The sequence below is a fragment of the Microbacterium algeriense genome, from assembly GCF_008868005.1.
Lineage (GTDB): Bacteria > Actinomycetota > Actinomycetes > Actinomycetales > Microbacteriaceae > Microbacterium > Microbacterium algeriense.
The window spans coordinates 194,859-210,669 of sequence record NZ_WAAO01000003.1; the positions used below are offsets into that span (position 1 = coordinate 194,859).

Here is a 15,811-nt window from a genome sequence, read left to right on the forward strand (position 1 = left end):
GTCAGGCCTACTTGGTGAGGACGATGTCCGTGAAGACCTCGTCGTTCACCGGGCTGGCGGGGTAGCTCTCCACGCGCGGGTCGAACGCGAGTGTCGGCGCCGGGTGCGCGAGCGGGACGCCGGGGATGAACTCGGCGACCATCTCGTTGATGTCCTCGTACAGCGCCGTCTGCTCGTCGAGGTTGGACACCCCGCGCGCCTCGGTCAGCTTCTGGAACAGCTCCGGGTTGTCGAAGCCCCACTCCGAGCTCTTCTGGCCGAAGAAGACGCCGACGAAGTTGTCGGTGTCGTTGTAGTCACCGGTCCACCCGAGCAGGTGGATGCCGTGGTCCGACGTGCCGGTCGTGCGGTCGAGGTACTCGACCCACTCCTCGGAGACCGGGGTGGTCTCCACGCCGACCTCGGTGAGCTGCGACGACAGCACCGTGTAGATCTGCTCGGGGTCCGGCATGTACGGACGCGAGACGTTGACCGGGTAGTTGAAGGTCAGCTTCAACGGGTTGGACTCGTCGTAGCCGGCCTCGGCCAGCAGGGACTTCGCCTTCTCGGGGTCGTAGTCGTAGGTCTTGACGTCGGGGTTGTAGCCGTTGACGACCTCGGGGACGAACTGCGTCGCCTTCTCGGTGCCCTCCGGGAGCACCTGGCTGATCAGCGCGTCCTTGTCGACCGCGTAGGAGAGGGCCTCGCGGACCTTGGGGTCCTGGAGCTCCGGCACGGCCTGGTTGAACGCGAGGTAGAGGATCGTGAACGGAGGGCGCGACACCATCGTGAAGTCGTCGTCCGCGAGGGCCTTCGTGTCGGCCGGGCCGACGAGGTCGTAGCCGTCGATCGATCCGGACTCGAGCGCCTGACGGCGAGCGGTCGGGTCGTCGATCGTGCGGAAGATGATCTCGTCGATCTGGCCGGCTTCACCCCAGTACCCGTCATAGGCCTTCAGGGTGACCTGCTCCCCCGGCGCCCATTCGTCGAACTGGTAGGGGCCGGTGCCGACGGGGTGTCCCATCGCGTACTCGGACAGCTGCGGGGCCTCGGCGGATCCGCCGACCTCGTCCGCGCCGAACTCCTGCATCGCGGACGGGCTCTGCATGGCGAAGGCGGGCAGCGACAGCGAGGCGATGAACCCCGCGAACGGCTTGTTCAGCTCGATCGTGACGGAGTTGTCGCCGTCCGGCGTGCACGACTTGTACACGGCGTCCGCGGGGTTGGAGGCGTAGCCCTTGAAGAGCTTGTTGTAGTAGTAGCCGAAGGCCTCGGAGGCGGCCAGGCCGGTCCAGTTGTACCAGCGGTCGAAGTTGACGCAGACGGCCTCGGCGTTGAACGGGGTGCCGTCCTGGAACGTGACGTCCTCCTTCAAGGCGAAGGTGTACGACATGCCGTCCTCGGACGGCTCCCACGACTCAGCCAGCAGCGGGGCCGGATCGGCGGTGCCCGGCTCGGTGCCGACGAGACCCTCGAAGATCTGCCGGGAGACGCGGAACGTCTCGCCGTCCTGGGCGAACGCCGGGTCGAGGCTCGCCGGATCGGACGAGGCGGCGAAGACGAACGTGCCGTCCACGTCTCCGGAGCCCTCCCCACCCCCGTCGCCGCGCTCGCTGGCGACGCAGCCTGCCAGCGCGATCGCCGCGATCGTTGCTCCGGTGACGGCGATGAGTCCTCGCCGACGCGTGACTGATTGGTGCATTGTATGACCTTCCCTGTCGGGCGCTTCGTTGCGCGACACCGAGGCGTTGTCGCCTCGGTGACGGTGATCCCTCGAACGTACCCAGCGGACTCCCAGATGCCAACCGCCTCGAGGTTGCAATCCGGTATCGGCGCGAGACGGGCGGATCCGGTAGTGTCCAGAACGTGTCCGACACCGCCCCGCTCGCCGTCTGCTTCGGAGAGGGCATGGTCGCCCTCGTCGCCGCGGCCGCCGGTCCCCTCGAGGACTGTCGCACGTTCCACCGCTCCCTCGCCGGCGCCGAATGGAACACGGCCATCGCCCTGGCCTCCGCCGGCATCCGCGCCGCCGTGATCTCCCGCGTCGGCGACGACGGCTTCGGCCGCTTCCTGACGGCCGAGCTGCGCGCGCACGGGGTGGACGACACCGCCGTGGAGACCGACGCCGATGCGCCCACCGGCCTGTACGTCAAGGAGCTCACGGCACTGTCGGACGGCACCGTCGGCGGCATCATGCACTACTACCGTGCGGGGTCGGCGGCTGCCGCGCTGTCCCCGCAGACGCTCACGGCACCGGCGGCGGCGGCTCTCCTCGCCGACGCCGCGCTCGTGCACACCTCCGGCATCACGCCCGCGCTGTCGCCCTCGGCCCTCGCCGCGCAGGAGTCGCTGTACGCCGAACCGCACCCCGACCGGCTGCTCAGCTTCGACGTGAACTGGCGCCCCGCGCTCTGGCGGGGCCGCGAGGAGGAAGGCCGCCGGATCGTGTCGGACTTCGTCCGGCGCGCCGACATCGTGTTCTGCACCCGCCCCGACGCCGAAGCGGTCTTCGGCACCAGCGACCCTCGGGAGCTGCGTGCCCTCTTCCCGCAGCCGCGCCACCTGCTGATCACCGACGCCCGCGGCGCCGTGGCCTTCGACGGCGCGGAGATGGCCGAGAGCGACGCCATCGACACTCCGGTCGTGGAGACAATCGGAGCCGGAGACGCCTTCGCCGCCGGCTTCCTGGCCGGCGTCCTCGCCGGCCTCTCGCTGACCGGGAGCCTCGCGCGCGGTCACCGCATCGCGACCAGGGCGCTGGTCAGCACGAGAGACCACGTCGACTGACGCACGCGGACGGGCCACGCACCGCGATCAGCTGCGGCGCCGCGCCGGGACCGCGTCGTGGGTCCGCTGCAGCGAGACGGCGACCGGCTCGCCGCGGTGCTGCACCACGCGCACGAAGAGCACGTCGACGAGGGCGAGCTGCGCGATACGGCTCGACATCGCCGCCATCCGGAACGGCGACTCGTGCGCGTGGGTGAGCAGCACGACGTCTGCGACGAGCGCCAACGGCGAATCCGCGGCGCTGGTGACGGCGACCGTGAGCGCGCCGGCGTCTCGGGACACCTCGAGTGCACGGATCGTCTCCGCGGTCTCCCCGCCGTGGGAGAACGCGATCGCGACATCGCCCGAGGTGCGCAGCGCCGCCGTCGTCACCGCGAGGTGCGGATCGGCCGAGTGCGAGACGGAGCATCCGATGCGCGCGAGCTTGAGCTGCAGATCCTGCGCGGTCAGCGACGACGCGGCCTGGCCGAACAGGTCGATGTGCCGGGCGGCGACGATCGCACGGGCCACCTGGTCGAGCGCCGGTGCGTCGAGGGCGAGCGCCGTCTTCTCGATCGCGTCGATCTCCTGTGCCGCGAGCTTCGCGGCGATCGCCGACGGCCCGTCGTCCGGGTCGATCGCCGTGGTGTCCAGGCCGAACCGGGCCTGCTGCGCCTGCTCCAGCGTGATGGCCCTGGCCACGGCGACGCGCAGCTCCCGGTAGCCGCTGTAGCCGAGCGACTGCGCGTAGCGGGCCACCGTCGACAGCGAGGTGCGGCACAGCTGGGCGAGGTCGTTGATCGCGAGGTCGACGACGAGTGTCGGGTCTCCGAGGATCGTCTCCGCGACGCGCGCCTCGGCGGCGCTCACCTTCGGAAGCGAGCGCCGCACCAACGCGAGAACGTCATCGTCCATGGATGGATCCTGTCTCAGCCGGCCCTGGGCGTCCTCTGCGACACGGGGAAGCGACCCAGAAGCGCCTCGCGCGCGAGCTGCGCACCGAGCCGGCTCGCCGCGGCCACCTCGACGACCGGCAGCGGCAGCGGGCGGACGGCCGGAAGCCCGACGTTGACCACGACGGCACCGGCATCGCGCACCGCCGCTCGTTCGACGAGAGCCCGCTGCGCATCATCGGTGTCCGGCCGGTCGATCAACAGCACCGTGGTGCCGGCAGCCGCGCGCATCTCGTCCAGCACGCGGTCCTGATCGTCGATCGGCGCGGCAGCCACATCCAGCCGCACGCGCACGCCGTCACCGGCGAGCGCCGCGGCGACGTACGACCCCGCGCTGTCCACGGCCAGCGTCGAACGGCGTCGCGCGTCGATCACGGCGAGGTCGGAAGCACGGGGAGCCTCCCCGGAGACCGTCAGGACTCGACGCACGATGTCGGCCGCGTCGAAGGCCTCCTCGGCCTCCTCGGCGCCTGCGGCGGCGGCGCGCAGCTTGGCGGCCAGCGTCGCGACCCGAGCCGCCGCCTCCTCCACGCGCTCCCGCGGAAGGGATCCGTCCCGGAGCGCCGCGACGATGCCGTCCCGTGCGGCACGGAAGTCCCGCTCGTCCTGGTCCGGCAGCGCGGCGTCGCCCGGGTTGGTCGGGTTGCCGATGCAGAGCAGGTCGGCTCCGGCGGCGAGGGCCAGCGCCGCACCGCCGCCGAGCCCGACGGTCTCGCGGATCGCCGCCATGTCGAGCGCATCGGTGATGATCACGCCGTCGTAGCCCCAGTCGCGCAGCATGCCGAGCACGCGCGGGTTCAGGGTGGCCGGCTGCTCGCCCCACGCCGGAACGACGATGTGCGCCGTCATCACGGCGTCCACGCCCGCTTCGACGGCGGCGCGGAAGGGCGCGAGGTGCACGCGCTCGATGTCGTCGACGTCGAGGGTGATCTCGGGGAGCGCATGATGCGAGTCGAGGTGGGTGTCGCCGTGCCCGGGGAAGTGCTTGACGCATGCGGCGACCGCCGCATCCTGCAGACCGTCGATCGTCGCCACGACGTGACGGGAGACCAGGTCGGGGTCGTCGCCGAACGCCCGGACGCCGATCACCGGGTTGCGGGGGTCGGTGTTCACGTCCGCGACGGGACCGAGCACCACGTTCGCGCCGACCGCTCGCACGCGGCGGGCGAGTTCCGCCCCCGTGCGCTCCGAGGCCACGAGGTCGTCGAGGAGCCCGAGCTGCGCGGCTCCCGGAACCGTCGACCCGGAGGCGGACTCGAGCCGGGTGACGCTGCCGCCCTCCTCATCGATGCCGATCAGGGCGTCCGGGTTCGCGGCGAGGATATCGGCGCTGAGCGCGGACAGCTCGTCGCTCACGTTCTGACCGAAGTACACGACCCCGGCCAGACCGTCGCTCAGCTCGTCGCGCAGCCACTGCGGAGCGGTCGTGCCGAAGAAGCCCGGCCACAGCACGCCGTTCGCGAGGCGCTCCAGGTCGTCGGTCATCCCTTCACGGCTCCTGCCACCATGCCGGAGGCGAGCTTGCGCTGCACCAGCACGAAGAAGATCATGACGGGGACCGTGATGATGGTCGACGCGGCCATGATGCTGCCCCAGTCGTTCGAGTGCAGACCGAAGAACGACTTCAGACCGATCGAGACCGTGTACTGGTCGGTCTGGGCCCCGAGGATCGTCATCGCGAAGATGAACTCGTTCCACGCCGTGATGAAGCTGAAGATGCTGGTCGCGACGAGGCCCGGCATGACCAGCGGCAGCAGCACCGAGCGGAACATCCGCCACCAGCTCGCGCCGTCGATGTACGCGGCCTCCTCGAGCTCGACCGGCACGGCGGCGACGAAGCCGCGCAGCATCCAGATGCCGAACGCGAGCGACAGGGCGACGTACACGACCATCAGTCCGAGGATGCTGTTGAGCAGGCCCAGGCTCTTGACCTGCAGGAACAGCGGGATGACGAGCGCCTCGAGCGGCACCATCTGCACCACCAGGATCATCATCAGGATCGTGGTGCGGAACTTGAACTTGAAGCGGGCCACCGCGACCGCGGCGAGCAGGCAGACCAGAGCGCTCACGAGGACCGTGACGAGCGCCACGATCGCGGAGTTGCGCAGGTAGGTGCCGAAGCCGCCGTCGGTGAGGACGAAGGCGAAGTTGTCCCACGTGAACTCCTGCGGCAGGAGCGACTGCCCGCCGCTGGACGCCTTGCCGTCGAAGGCGCTGGACACCATCCAGTAGACCGGGAACAGGGTGAAGATCAGGACGGCGGCGACCGCGATGCCGAGTCCGATGCGCGAGCGGAGCCGAGGGCGCGGGTTCACAGCTCGTCCTCCTTCATGAGGGAGCGGATGTAGACGATCGTGATGCCGATGAGCACGAGCGTGAGCAGCACGGCGAGGGCCGCGCCGAAGCCGTAGCGGTTCTGCCCGAAGGACTCCACGTACGACCAGACGCCGAGGTTGAGCACCTGTCGGTTGCCTCCTCCGCCGCCGGGCATCAGGTACACCTGGGCGAAGACCTTGAAGTCCCAGATGGTCGACAGGATGATGACGACCGAGAAGACGGGGCGGAGCGTCGGGAAGATGATCTTCCAGAATCGGCGCCAGGCGCCGGCGCCGTCGAGGGCTGCGGCTTCGAGCATCTCCTTCGAGACGCCGAGCAGTCCGGCGAGCACCGTGATGGCGACGAACGGGAAGCCGTGGTGCACGACGTTCAGCAGCACGATCGCGTAGAACGACCACTGGTTCGTGAACCAGTTGACCGGGTCGTCCATGAGGCCGAGGTCGCGGAGGACGGTGTTGAAGATGCCGCGGTCGGCATCGAAGATGAAGGTCCAGACGTAGGTGCCGGTCACGGCGGGCATCGCCCAGGCGACCATGATGCAGCTGGAGACGATGACCCGCCAGGTGGTGCCGAGGCGGGCGAGCAGCAGGGCGACGAGCGTGCCCACGGCGACGGTGGTGAAGACCGCCACGGCAGCGAAGCCGACGGTGTTGGGGAGCACCACCGTCCAGAGCGTCGGGTTGGTGAGCGCCTCGACGTAGTTGCCGAGGCCGATCCAGTTGCTCTCCCCGGTGTTGATCTCACGCAGGCCGTAGTCCTGCAGCGAGTAGATGAACACCTGGACGAGCGGCCAGAGCATGAGCACCGCGAGGATGGCCAGCCCGGGCGCGAGAAGAAGCCAGGGGCGGGCCGCGACGATCGAGAGACCGCGTCGCTTCCGGCCGCCGGCCACGGAGGCGGAGGGGGACTCCGCCTTCGTGGCCGGCAGTGGCGCTTGCACCATCGACATGGAAGAGCTGCTTCCTTACTTCTGGTTGAGCAGTTCGGTCATCTCGGCGGTGGCGTCCTTCGTCGCGGTCGCGACGTCCTTCTGCCCGCTGAGGATGGCCTGGATCATGGAGTTGGTCGTCTTCTTCGCCTGCACGGCGCCGAAGTTCGGGGTGACCGGGACGGATGCCCCGCCGTCGACCATCTGCTCGGCGAACGGCGCGACCAGCGGGTCGGTCGAGGCGAGGGCCTCTTCCATCGCGGACTGGACGCCGGGGAAGTAGCCGGTCTCGTCCGACCACTGCTCGGCGAACTCGCCGGTGGTCATGAGCTCGACGAACTTCCATGCGAGGTCGGCGTTCTTGGTCGTGTTGAACACCGACAGGTGCGATCCACCGAGCACGGACGGGGCGATGCCGCCGTCCTGGCCGGGGATGACCGCGGCGCCGATCTTGCCCTCGAGGTCGGGGTTCGCCTCGATGAGCGACTTCGGCGTCCACGAGCCGGAGAGCATCATGGCGACGTTGCCCTGCGTGAACGCGTCACGGAGGTCGGTCTCCTTCCAGGTGGTCGCACCCGCGGAGGAGAAGCCGTGCTCGGTCGCGAGACCGGCGTAGAACTCGATGCCCGCCTGCGACTCCGCGCTGTCGAGCTCGCTGGTCCAGGTGTCGCCGTCCTTCGTGGCGATCTCGCCGCCGGCACCCCAGACCCAGGGGTAGACCTGGAACTCGGCGTCACCGGGGACCGGGAAGGGGAGCATGTCGGGCTTGGCGGCCTTGATGGCCTCGCCCGCGGCGACGATGTCGTCCCAGGTCTTGGGAGCCTCGAGGCCGAGCTCTTCGAACACGTCGGCGCGGTAGACGAGCGAACGCACGCCCGCGTACCACGGCATGCCGTACAGCTCGCCGTCGTAGGTGCCGGCGACCTCCAGGCCCTCGACGAGGTCGTCGCGGAGGCCGTCCTCGGCGTCGACGTACTCATCGAGCGGCTCGAGCGCGCCGGCGTCGGCGAACTCGGCGGTCCAGGTCGTGCCGGTCTCGGCGACATCGGGGGTCGTGCCACCGGCGATGGAGGTCACGAAACGGTCGTGGGCGTCCGCCCACTGGATCTCCTCGATGGTGACCGTCGCGCCGGTCTCCTTCTCGAAGGCGTCCGAGACCTTGTCGTAGAAGGCGGTGGCGTCCGGGTTGGTGCCCTTCATGATCCAGACGGTGAGCTCCTGGCCCTCGCCGTCGGCGGAACCGTTGTCGCTGCCGCCGGCGCAGCCGGCAAGGGCGAGCGTGGCCACGGCGCCGAGCGCCACGGCCGGAAGAATGCGCTTGTGCATTGCGGGGATCTCCTCTTTGAAAGTCCTGGCGGGCATCGGGTACTCACCGGGGGTTAGGAAAAAGTATCCACGACTAACTAATTCCCTGCAAGTTCCTCCCACAATCGTCATATCCCCGTAACATCAGGCGTCACAGGTAGGCTCCGGACCATGATTCGACGCGGAGAACACGCCGATCGCCCCACGGTCGCACGCCATGCGACCCTGCCGACACCGAGCGCGGGGGCCACCCTGCTCAAGTTCCTCGGCATCGCCGTCGCGGTCGTCACCGTGTCGGCGGTCGCGGTCGCCGGCTTCCTGGCCGTCGACGTGTTCAACCGCGTCGGCGACGGAGCGGTCGCTCTCGAGGGGGCGCCGGAGGTGGACCCTCCGACACTGGGCGCCTACCCCGCGGACAAGGCGTTCAACATCCTGGTCATCGGCACGGACGAGTGCGGCGAGAGGGCCACGGCGCTGTTCGCCGAGCGATGCGAGGAAGCGGATGGGCTCAGCCGCAACGACGTGACGCTCCTCGTGCACGTCTCGGCCGCACCCCGCAACGTCACGGTCATCTCCCTCCCCCGCGACCTGGGCGTTCCGGTCCCCGAGTGCACGCGGGAGGACGGCTCGGTGGCCTCGTCGATGTGGAAGGCCTCGATCAACTCCGTATTCGAGCACGCGGGACTCTCCTGCGTCGCGAAGACCGTGAGCGAGCTCGGCGACATCCCGATCGAGTTCGCCGCGAAGATCAGCTTCGACGGCGTGATGGCCGTCACCGATGCGATCGGCGGGGTCGAGGTGTGCGTGGCCGGCGACGGCATCCGCGACCGCCACACCGGCCTGAACCTGACGCCGGGCACGCACACCGTCTCCGGCGTCGAAGCCCTCCAGTTCATCCGCACACGTCACGGCGTGGGCGACGAGAGCGACCTCGCGCGCATCTCCAACCAGCAGCAGTACATGTCCCGGCTGGCCAAGAAGGTGCTCAGCGAGGAGACGCTCACGGATGTGCCGAAGGTCCTGCGCATCGCCAACGCCATCGCCGACAACATCGACCCGAGCGAGTCGCTGAACGACCCCCTCCGCCTCGCACAGTTGGCGCTCGCCCTCAAGGATGTGCGCTTCAGCGACTTCGCGTTCGTGCAGTACCCGAACGTCGAAGACCCGGACGACGACGACAAGGTGGTGCCGAACGAGGCGGCGGCCGAGGCCCTGTGGACGGCCGTGAAGTCGGGTCAGCCGCTGCAGCTGACGGGAGGCGTCACCACGCACCGCGGTGTCGAGCTCGTGACCCCGGCGCCGGGGACCGCGCCAGAGACCTCGGAGCCGCCGGCCACCGCGGAGCCCGAGGTGCGGACGACGCTGCCGCCGGACATCTCGGGGCAGACGCTGGAGCAGGAGACCTGCGCGGTGGGCAACCAGCGCTGACGCTCCGAGACGCGGCGTAGGCTCGATCCCATGGGACGGACGCGCGCACGGGACACGGAGCATCCCGAGGCGCGCCTGGATCACGGCGGGATCGCGCGCATCGTGCCGTCCGAGTTCACGAGCGGCTTCGAGCTCATCGTCGACGGCACTCCGCAGTCGCACGTCGATCTCGACGACCCGACGCACCTCCACTTCGAGTACATCGTGCGCATGGGAGCGGTGATCGATCAGCTGCCCCCGGGGCCGCTGACCGCGGTGCATCTCGGCGCAGGTGCGCTCACGATCCCGCGCTACATCGAGGCGACGCGTCCCGGGTCCCGACAGCAGGTCATCGAGCTGGAGGCGCCGCTCGCCCAGCTCGTCCGCGAGCACCTGCCACTGCCGAAGGGCGCGGCCATCCGCATCCGGATCGGGGATGCCCGCGAGGGCGTCGGACGGCTGCCCGGCGCTCTGCAGTCGAGCTGCGACCTCGTCGTCTCCGACGTCTACTCCGGAGCCCAGACCCCGGCGCATCTGACCAGCGTCGAGTTCTACCGCGAGCTCAGCGGACTCCTCGCCCCCGGAGGCGTGCTGCTCGTCAACGTCGCCGACGGCCCTGGACTCGCGTTCGCGCGACGACAGGCCGCCACCATCGCCGAGGTGCTCCCCGAGGTGGGCGTGCTCGCCGACACCCAGGTCCTCAAGGGCCGTCGATTCGGGAACCTCGTGATCGCCGCCTCGGCCGCTCCCCTGCCGACCGAGTGGCTGCCGCGGATGCTCGCCGCCGGCCCCCACCCCGCAAAGATCGCCCAGGGCGCCGAGGTGCACTCGTTCATCCAGGGCGCACGGGTCGTGACGGATGCCGACGCCGTGGCCTCGCCCCGACCTGACGCCTCGCTGTTCCTCCGCTGAGTTGCGGGGCCACCCGACCGCGGCGTGTCGCGGACCGGATACGGCGACCAGGGCGCGCCGCCGGGACGACCGCGGAACCGGAAGGCACACTGGACGGGGACGCTGCGGAAGGAGAGCAATGAGTTTCATCCGGGGATACGACCAGGAGACCCTCCGCGAGGTGGTCGATCTCGACGAGTGCGCGACGCGTCTCGCCGAGATCGAGTCGCAGCGCAGCCTGCCTGCGCTGCTGGAGCGGGTCTGGTTGTTGAAGGTTCTCGACCGCTTGGACGAGGCGCTGGCGCTGGCCGACGAGGCCGTCCGCCAGGCGCGCATGGCCGGCACCCGCAAGGACGTCCTCCGCGCCCGTGTGCTCCACGCGACGATCCTCCAGTACCGCGGCGCGCATGCCGCGGCCGAACAGGAGCTGGCGACCTGCGCCGCGGAGGCCGAGGGGCAGCGGTGGCTGTCGATCGCCGCCTTCGCCTACCAGCATCACGGCAAGAACGCCTACGACGCCGGCGACTACGAGACGGCACGCGACAGCTTCAAGCAGTCCCTGTTCCTGCGTCGCGAATCCGGTGCCCAGGACAGCGAGCTCGAGACCGCGCTGCTCGCGATCGAGGCGGCAGAGCGCCGTCGCCCGTCGCAGCTCATCGCCGGCTGAGCCGCGCTGCGAGCCGGTTGTCGGATGCATGGCTTAGCCTGATCGCATGGCGGAACTTGACCGGGTGCGCGTCTGGGGCGAAGCACTGATCACACTGCATCTCGATGACAGCTGGTCCTTCGGCTTCGACCATGCCAAGCGTCGGGCCGGGCAATGCGACTACACGAAGAAGCGCATCACGGTCTCCCGCTACCTCGCCGCACGATTCGACGACGACGAGATCCATCAGGTGCTGCTGCACGAGGTCGCCCATGCGCTCGCCGGGCACGCCGCAGCGCACGGTCCGGCATGGAAGCGGATCGCGCACGACCTGGGCTATGTCGGCGGCACGACCCATCACGGGGAGACCGCCGTCGAGCTCGCTCCCTGGGTCGGCAGCTGCCCTGCCGGGCACGTGACCTACCGACACCGCCGCCCCACGAGACCCACCTCGTGCGCGCGCTGCTCACGCACGTTCGATCCCCGGCACCTGTTCGCATGGACGCGCCGAGAGATCTCGACCGATGCGCGGCTCGCCGCGCAGATGCCGCGCTGAGACCGCCTCAGCGGATCGCATCCCCGGAATCGTCAGCATCCGAGACAGCAGCGGCCCCGGTGCCCGTGCTGGGCCCGGCGTCCTCCTCGACGGCGGCGCCCGCTGCACCGGATGCGGCTCGACGACGACGCAGCAGAGCGGCGATCGCGCGCCATCCGACGAGGAACACCCCCAGCACGATCGTCGCCACGACGATGAACGGCACCTCGGCGGTGTCTCCGCTGAGGAGGCGGATCAGCATGCCTCCGGCGACCGTCACGACCCAGACCACAGTGCCCCACAGCATCGACCACGGCCGACGGGGCCGGCCGGGCAGGAGCGCCGCGAGCAGGTGCCCGATGACCAGGGCGATCAGGAAGGGCCAGGCGGTGAGGAGGAACTCACCCGGGTCCTCCTCATGGGAAGCGCGACCGATAGCGGCGAAGATCAGCACGAGCACGACGTCGACGATGACAGCGGGAAGGTACCTCATGCCACGACCCTACGTGCCCGGAGCCACGACGGCGCCTCCCTCGCGGCGGACACCGGAGATCGGCTTCTCCGCGGCGATCCGCGCCCCCGGCATCGGCGAGACGGCGGCGGACGTCACTCGAATCGTGTGAAGACCCCTTCGCGCAGCACCGGCACGGCGTCGACCGCGTCCACCACTGCCGCATCGGCCACCGTGGTCGGCGTCAGGCCGACTGCCTCGATCCGCGCGGTCGCCGTGACGCCGCTCGCGAGTTCGCGACCCGACCCGCTCGCGCCGACCATGTGCCGGAGGGCTCCGCGGAGAGCGCGGAAACCCTCGGCGGCGACGGCCGCATCGGGGGCCGTGTGGTCGATGCCGCGGTCGGACAGAGCGAGCACGATCGCCCCGGCCCCCAGCTGGTCCTCGACCGCGAACCGCAGCGCCCCGGACGGCTCGAGCTCGCCCGCGGCGATCACCGCGACCGACGTGCGCGCCTGCCGGCGCTCCTGAATCGTCTGCACCGCGCGGGCGACCGCCGAGGCGTTGCGCAGCCCGCCGATCAGCACGGTCGCCTCCGGAGATGCGTCCGCCGCCAGGGCCGCGCCGTTCCGCGACCACTGCTCGGCTTCCGCGAGGTCGACGTCGACACCGGAGGCGACCGCGTCGATCACGATGGACGAGAAGCGCAGCACGTCGACGACCACGACGACATCCGCGGCGGCGAGTCGGGCGAGGCCCGCGCCGCCCCAGTCGAGGCGGACCTGGTACGTGGACTGATCGAACGGAGACGGCACCCGACCAGCCTAGAGCCGTCAGTCCGCGGCGAGCGCCTCGACCGGTGCCACCCGGGTCGCCAGCCGCGTCGGAGTGGCGGCGGCGACGAGCGTCAGGACCGCCGTGGCGAGGACGATGATCGCCACGGGGACCCACGGGATCTGCGGCGCCACGAGGCCGGCCGGGACGAAGTCGGGCAGCGTGGGCACGGAGCCGAGCAGCGACTGGGCCGCGATCCAGCCGTAGACCACACCCAGGACGAGTCCGGTGAGGGTCGCCGCGACCGTGATGTGCGTGGCCTCCAGGAGCACCATCCGACGCACCTGTCGGTTGGACAGGCCGATCGACCGCAGCAGGCCCAGCTCCCGACGCCGCTGCACCACGCCGATCGTCAGCAGGTTCACCAGACCCACCGCCGCGATCACCGCGGAGACGGCCACGAGCACCATCATGACCGCCGCGAAGGCGTCCATCGGCGCGAAGAACTCCTCCGGCACCTCGCCGGTGACCTGGCTCAGCATGAGCCGCTTGGCGGACTCCAGCGCCACCGCGAACATCGTCACCAGAGTCACGCCCATCACGACGCCGATCGCCATGCGGGACGAGCGCTCCGGGTAGCGCAGAGCGTTCTCCGCCGCCAGACGGGCCGTCGCGCTCGAACCGAACATCTTGCCGACCAGGCGCAGGACCGGCGGCATGAACAGCACCGATCCGAGTGCCAGGCCCGTGAACGAGAGCACGCCGCCGAAGAAGGCGACGACCACGCCGAGCGGCGTGATGAGTCCGATCAGCACGCCGCCCACGAGCAGCGCGGCGCCGGTGACGAGGAGCACCCAGGCCGCGACGTGCCTGCTCGGCTTCCCCGACACCTCGTCGTGGGTGCGCTCGACCGAGCCGCCCAGCGCCTGCAGCGGGGTCACGGAGAGGACCCGTCGGGAACCGGCCCAGGCTGCCGCCCAGGTGGTGAGCGCGACGCCGACGGCCGGCAGCACGACGAAGGGCTGCGCGAGGGAGAAGTCCGCGGGGGCGTTGTCCATCAGCTGCGCACCCACCTGCACGCCGACGGCCGCCAGCAGGAGTCCGACGACCAGCCCGATGGCGGCGCCCAGCAGGCCCACCACGAGTCCCTGGCGCCCGACCTGCGCGCGCTGCGAGCGAGCGGTGGCCCCGATCAGGCGCAGCAGCGCGATGCGGCGGGTGCGACCGGCGATGATGGTCGAGAACGTGTTCGCGGTGACGATCGCGGCCACGTACATCGCGACGACGGTCAGCAGCACCGACAGGAGGGCGACGACGAATGCGAGCGTCTCGCTGTCGCCGATGAACGGATCCGCCTGCAGCACCGTGCCGATGTAGGCCGTGACCTCGACGAGCAGGACTCCGAAGGCAGCCGACAGCGCGGCGACCAGGATGCTCGCGCCCATTCCGCGATCCCGCAGCCAGGAGAGCCGCGGGCCGGTCGCCCTCGTGTCGGGGACGACGGTGGCGACGGCGGTCATGCCGCCACCTCCGCGGCGAGCATGTAGGCGGAGATCTGCTCGGCCGTCTGGCGTGGGTGATCGGCGACGATGCGGCCGTCGCCGAGGTAGAGCACGCGGTCGGCGTGGCTCGCGGCGATCGCGTCGTGCGTGACCATCGCGATCGACTGCCCGTGCTCACGACTCGCGGTCGCCAGCAGGTTCAGCACCTCTCGTCCTGTCTTCGAGTCGAGATTGCCCGTGGGCTCGTCGGCGAAGACGAGGTCGGGCGCCGTCGCCAGAGCACGGGCGATCGCCACGCGCTGCTGTTGTCCCCCGGAGAGCTGATGCGGCCGGTGGCCCAGCCGCGAGCCGAGGCCGAGCGTCTCGATGAGCCCGTCGATGCGCGCACGCTCGATCGCGCTCGGACGGCGACCGTCGAGCTCGAAGGGCAGCAGGATGTTGCCCAGGGCGTCGAGCGTGGGCACGAGGTTGAACGCCTGGAAGATGAAGCCGACCCGGCGGCGCCGCAGGATCGTGAGGTCGATGTCCCCCAGGCCCGTGATCTCGGTGTCGCCGATCCAGGCGCGGCCCTCGGTCGGGCTGTCGAGCCCGGCCATGATGTGCATCAGGGTGGACTTGCCGGAGCCGGACGGCCCCATGATGGCGGTGAACTGGCCGCGACGGATGCCCACGCTCACGTCATCGAGCGCTCGCACCGTCCCCTCGCCGGAGCCGTAGGTCTTCTTCAGATGCTGGACGCGGGCGGCGAGCCCCAGGTCGGTGGTCGTGATCTCCATGGCTTCGACGCTATTTCGGCCACTCCCCACCGGTCATCGCCCTGCGGGCTCATCCGCGTACATCGCAAGGATGATCCGCGCCCTCACACCCACGCGTGCGTGGACACGCCGACCCCGTTCCACGCATTGATCGTGACGATCAGCGCCACGAGCGCGCCGAGCTCGGCCGGGGAGAACTCCGCCGCCGCCTCCTCCCAATCCGCATCGGGGACGTGCGTCTCGGACGCACGGGTGATGCTCTCGGTCAGCGTGAACGCCGCTCGCTCGCGCGCCGTGAACAGGGCGGACTGCCGCCACACCGCCAGCGCGTTGATCCGCTGCGTCGTGTCACCGGCCTTCAGGGCGTCGGTGGCGTGCATGTCGACGCAGTAGCTGCATCCGTTCAGCTGCGACGCCCGCAGTCGGACGAGCTCACGGAGCCGATGGTCGAAATCCACCGCATCGAGCTCGCGCACCATCGCCGTGTCGAGGTGGGCGAGGGCGCGTGAGAAGTGCGGCGCGATGGTGTCGATGTCGAGGCGGACCGGGATGGGCACGGTGGGGGCGATGTTCTCCATGCAC

Annotated in this window: 17 protein-coding genes; 6 read left to right on the top strand and 11 right to left on the bottom strand. The window is 70.2% G+C overall.

Translation table 11 applies throughout. The features are described 5' to 3' along the window. Positions 1 to 7: 7 nt before the first annotated feature. Positions 8 to 1,681: an ABC transporter substrate-binding protein gene (locus tag F6A08_RS14700; RefSeq protein WP_124894928.1), complete on the bottom strand. Its 1,674-nt coding sequence runs from the start codon at positions 1,679 to 1,681 to the stop codon at positions 8 to 10. A 164-nt stretch (positions 1,682 to 1,845) separates the two neighbouring features. Here F6A08_RS14700 and F6A08_RS14705 point away from each other — a divergent pair, with 164 nt between their 5' ends. Then, positions 1,846 to 2,766, top strand: coding sequence for a sugar kinase (locus F6A08_RS14705; RefSeq protein WP_151459844.1), 921 nt, complete (start codon positions 1,846 to 1,848; stop codon positions 2,764 to 2,766). Positions 2,767 to 2,793: 27 nt separating this feature from the next. Here the strand turns inward: F6A08_RS14705 and F6A08_RS14710 are convergent, their stop codons facing one another. The 5 genes from F6A08_RS14710 to F6A08_RS14730 are packed head-to-tail and all read right to left on the bottom strand — an operon-like array spanning position 2,794 to position 8,289. Then, complete coding sequence (locus tag F6A08_RS14710) at positions 2,794 to 3,660, bottom strand: MurR/RpiR family transcriptional regulator (protein WP_124894926.1); 867 nt, start codon at positions 3,658 to 3,660, stop codon at positions 2,794 to 2,796. A 14-nt stretch (positions 3,661 to 3,674) separates the two neighbouring features. Next, complete coding sequence (locus F6A08_RS14715) at positions 3,675 to 5,183, bottom strand: glycoside hydrolase family 3 N-terminal domain-containing protein (protein WP_151459845.1); 1,509 nt, start codon at positions 5,181 to 5,183, stop codon at positions 3,675 to 3,677. Beyond that, positions 5,180 to 6,013 carry a carbohydrate ABC transporter permease gene (locus F6A08_RS14720; RefSeq protein WP_017203736.1) on the bottom strand — a complete coding sequence of 278 codons (834 nt, stop codon included), beginning with the start codon at positions 6,011 to 6,013 and terminating at the stop codon, positions 5,180 to 5,182. The genes F6A08_RS14715 and F6A08_RS14720 overlap by 4 nt, the downstream gene beginning before the upstream one ends. Further along, a complete protein-coding gene (locus F6A08_RS14725; RefSeq protein WP_124894924.1) occupies positions 6,010 to 6,984 on the bottom strand; it encodes a carbohydrate ABC transporter permease in 975 nt (324 codons plus the stop codon). The genes F6A08_RS14720 and F6A08_RS14725 overlap by 4 nt, the downstream gene beginning before the upstream one ends. Before the next feature lie 15 nt (positions 6,985 to 6,999). Next, positions 7,000 to 8,289: a sugar ABC transporter substrate-binding protein gene (locus F6A08_RS14730; protein WP_151459846.1), complete on the bottom strand. Its 1,290-nt coding sequence runs from the start codon at positions 8,287 to 8,289 to the stop codon at positions 7,000 to 7,002. A gap of 150 nt (positions 8,290 to 8,439) precedes the next feature. On the opposite strand from F6A08_RS14730, the gene F6A08_RS14735 reads away from it, so the two are divergent. From F6A08_RS14735 to F6A08_RS14750, 4 genes are all read left to right on the top strand, one after another. After that, on the top strand, positions 8,440 to 9,696 hold the full coding sequence (locus F6A08_RS14735) for an LCP family protein (RefSeq protein ID WP_151459847.1): 1,257 nt from the start codon (positions 8,440 to 8,442) through the stop codon (positions 9,694 to 9,696). 30 nt (positions 9,697 to 9,726) lie between these two features. Continuing rightward, complete coding sequence (locus F6A08_RS14740) at positions 9,727 to 10,587, top strand: spermidine synthase (RefSeq protein WP_151459848.1); 861 nt, start codon at positions 9,727 to 9,729, stop codon at positions 10,585 to 10,587. Between the two features lie 118 nt (positions 10,588 to 10,705). After that, positions 10,706 to 11,233 carry a hypothetical protein gene (locus F6A08_RS14745; RefSeq protein WP_017203741.1) on the top strand — a complete coding sequence of 176 codons (528 nt, stop codon included), beginning with the start codon at positions 10,706 to 10,708 and terminating at the stop codon, positions 11,231 to 11,233. A gap of 46 nt (positions 11,234 to 11,279) precedes the next feature. Next, positions 11,280 to 11,768, top strand: a complete 489-nt coding sequence (locus F6A08_RS14750) for a SprT-like domain-containing protein (protein ID WP_026049918.1) — start codon at positions 11,280 to 11,282, stop codon at positions 11,766 to 11,768. A gap of 7 nt (positions 11,769 to 11,775) precedes the next feature. Here the strand turns inward: F6A08_RS14750 and F6A08_RS14755 are convergent, their stop codons facing one another. Further along, a complete protein-coding gene (locus F6A08_RS14755) occupies positions 11,776 to 12,240 on the bottom strand; it encodes a DUF3054 domain-containing protein (protein ID WP_151459849.1) in 465 nt (154 codons plus the stop codon). On the opposite strand from F6A08_RS14755, the gene F6A08_RS17875 reads away from it, so the two are divergent. Further along, a complete protein-coding gene (locus tag F6A08_RS17875; protein ID WP_263971443.1) occupies positions 12,239 to 12,370 on the top strand; it encodes a hypothetical protein in 132 nt (43 codons plus the stop codon). The genes F6A08_RS14755 and F6A08_RS17875 overlap by 2 nt on opposite strands. Here F6A08_RS17875 and F6A08_RS14760 read toward each other — a convergent pair. The 4 genes from F6A08_RS14760 to F6A08_RS14775 form a co-directional block, all read right to left on the bottom strand. Next, positions 12,354 to 13,013 carry a 2-phosphosulfolactate phosphatase gene (locus F6A08_RS14760; protein WP_151459850.1) on the bottom strand — a complete coding sequence of 220 codons (660 nt, stop codon included), beginning with the start codon at positions 13,011 to 13,013 and terminating at the stop codon, positions 12,354 to 12,356. The genes F6A08_RS17875 and F6A08_RS14760 overlap by 17 nt on opposite strands. An 18-nt stretch (positions 13,014 to 13,031) precedes the next feature. Next, positions 13,032 to 14,492 (bottom strand): ABC transporter permease, encoded by a 1,461-nt coding sequence (locus F6A08_RS14765; RefSeq protein WP_151459851.1) that lies wholly within the window; start codon positions 14,490 to 14,492, stop codon positions 13,032 to 13,034. Continuing rightward, the gene (locus F6A08_RS14770) at positions 14,489 to 15,250 is read right to left on the bottom strand and encodes an ABC transporter ATP-binding protein (RefSeq protein WP_017203744.1); all 762 of its coding nucleotides are present in this window, start codon (positions 15,248 to 15,250) and stop codon (positions 14,489 to 14,491) included. The genes F6A08_RS14765 and F6A08_RS14770 overlap by 4 nt, the downstream gene beginning before the upstream one ends. A gap of 83 nt (positions 15,251 to 15,333) precedes the next feature. Further along, a complete protein-coding gene (locus F6A08_RS14775) occupies positions 15,334 to 15,807 on the bottom strand; it encodes a carboxymuconolactone decarboxylase family protein (RefSeq protein WP_151459852.1) in 474 nt (157 codons plus the stop codon). Between the last annotated feature and the right edge of the window lie 4 nt (positions 15,808 to 15,811).

Excerpts from the sequence above, each read along its gene's own strand:
- F6A08_RS14700 (WP_124894928.1), bottom strand. The coding sequence starts at position 1,681 with ATGCACCAATCAGTCACGCGTCGGCGAGGACTCATCGCCGTCACCGGA.
- F6A08_RS14710 (WP_124894926.1), bottom strand. The coding sequence starts at position 3,660 with ATGGACGATGACGTTCTCGCGTTGGTGCGGCGCTCGCTTCCGAAGGTG.
- F6A08_RS14715 (WP_151459845.1), bottom strand. The coding sequence starts at position 5,183 with ATGACCGACGACCTGGAGCGCCTCGCGAACGGCGTGCTGTGGCCGGGC.
- F6A08_RS14725 (WP_124894924.1), bottom strand. The coding sequence starts at position 6,984 with ATGTCGATGGTGCAAGCGCCACTGCCGGCCACGAAGGCGGAGTCCCCC.
- F6A08_RS14730 (WP_151459846.1), bottom strand. The coding sequence starts at position 8,289 with ATGCACAAGCGCATTCTTCCGGCCGTGGCGCTCGGCGCCGTGGCCACG.
- F6A08_RS14735 (WP_151459847.1), top strand. The coding sequence starts at position 8,440 with ATGATTCGACGCGGAGAACACGCCGATCGCCCCACGGTCGCACGCCAT.
- F6A08_RS14740 (WP_151459848.1), top strand. The coding sequence starts at position 9,727 with ATGGGACGGACGCGCGCACGGGACACGGAGCATCCCGAGGCGCGCCTG.
- F6A08_RS14745 (WP_017203741.1), top strand. The coding sequence starts at position 10,706 with ATGAGTTTCATCCGGGGATACGACCAGGAGACCCTCCGCGAGGTGGTC.
- F6A08_RS14750 (WP_026049918.1), top strand. The coding sequence starts at position 11,280 with ATGGCGGAACTTGACCGGGTGCGCGTCTGGGGCGAAGCACTGATCACA.
- F6A08_RS17875 (WP_263971443.1), top strand. The coding sequence starts at position 12,239 with ATGCCACGACCCTACGTGCCCGGAGCCACGACGGCGCCTCCCTCGCGG.
- F6A08_RS14755 (WP_151459849.1), bottom strand. The coding sequence starts at position 12,240 with ATGAGGTACCTTCCCGCTGTCATCGTCGACGTCGTGCTCGTGCTGATC.
- F6A08_RS14765 (WP_151459851.1), bottom strand. The coding sequence starts at position 14,492 with ATGACCGCCGTCGCCACCGTCGTCCCCGACACGAGGGCGACCGGCCCG.
- F6A08_RS14770 (WP_017203744.1), bottom strand. The coding sequence starts at position 15,250 with ATGGAGATCACGACCACCGACCTGGGGCTCGCCGCCCGCGTCCAGCAT.
- F6A08_RS14775 (WP_151459852.1), bottom strand. The coding sequence starts at position 15,807 with ATGGAGAACATCGCCCCCACCGTGCCCATCCCGGTCCGCCTCGACATC.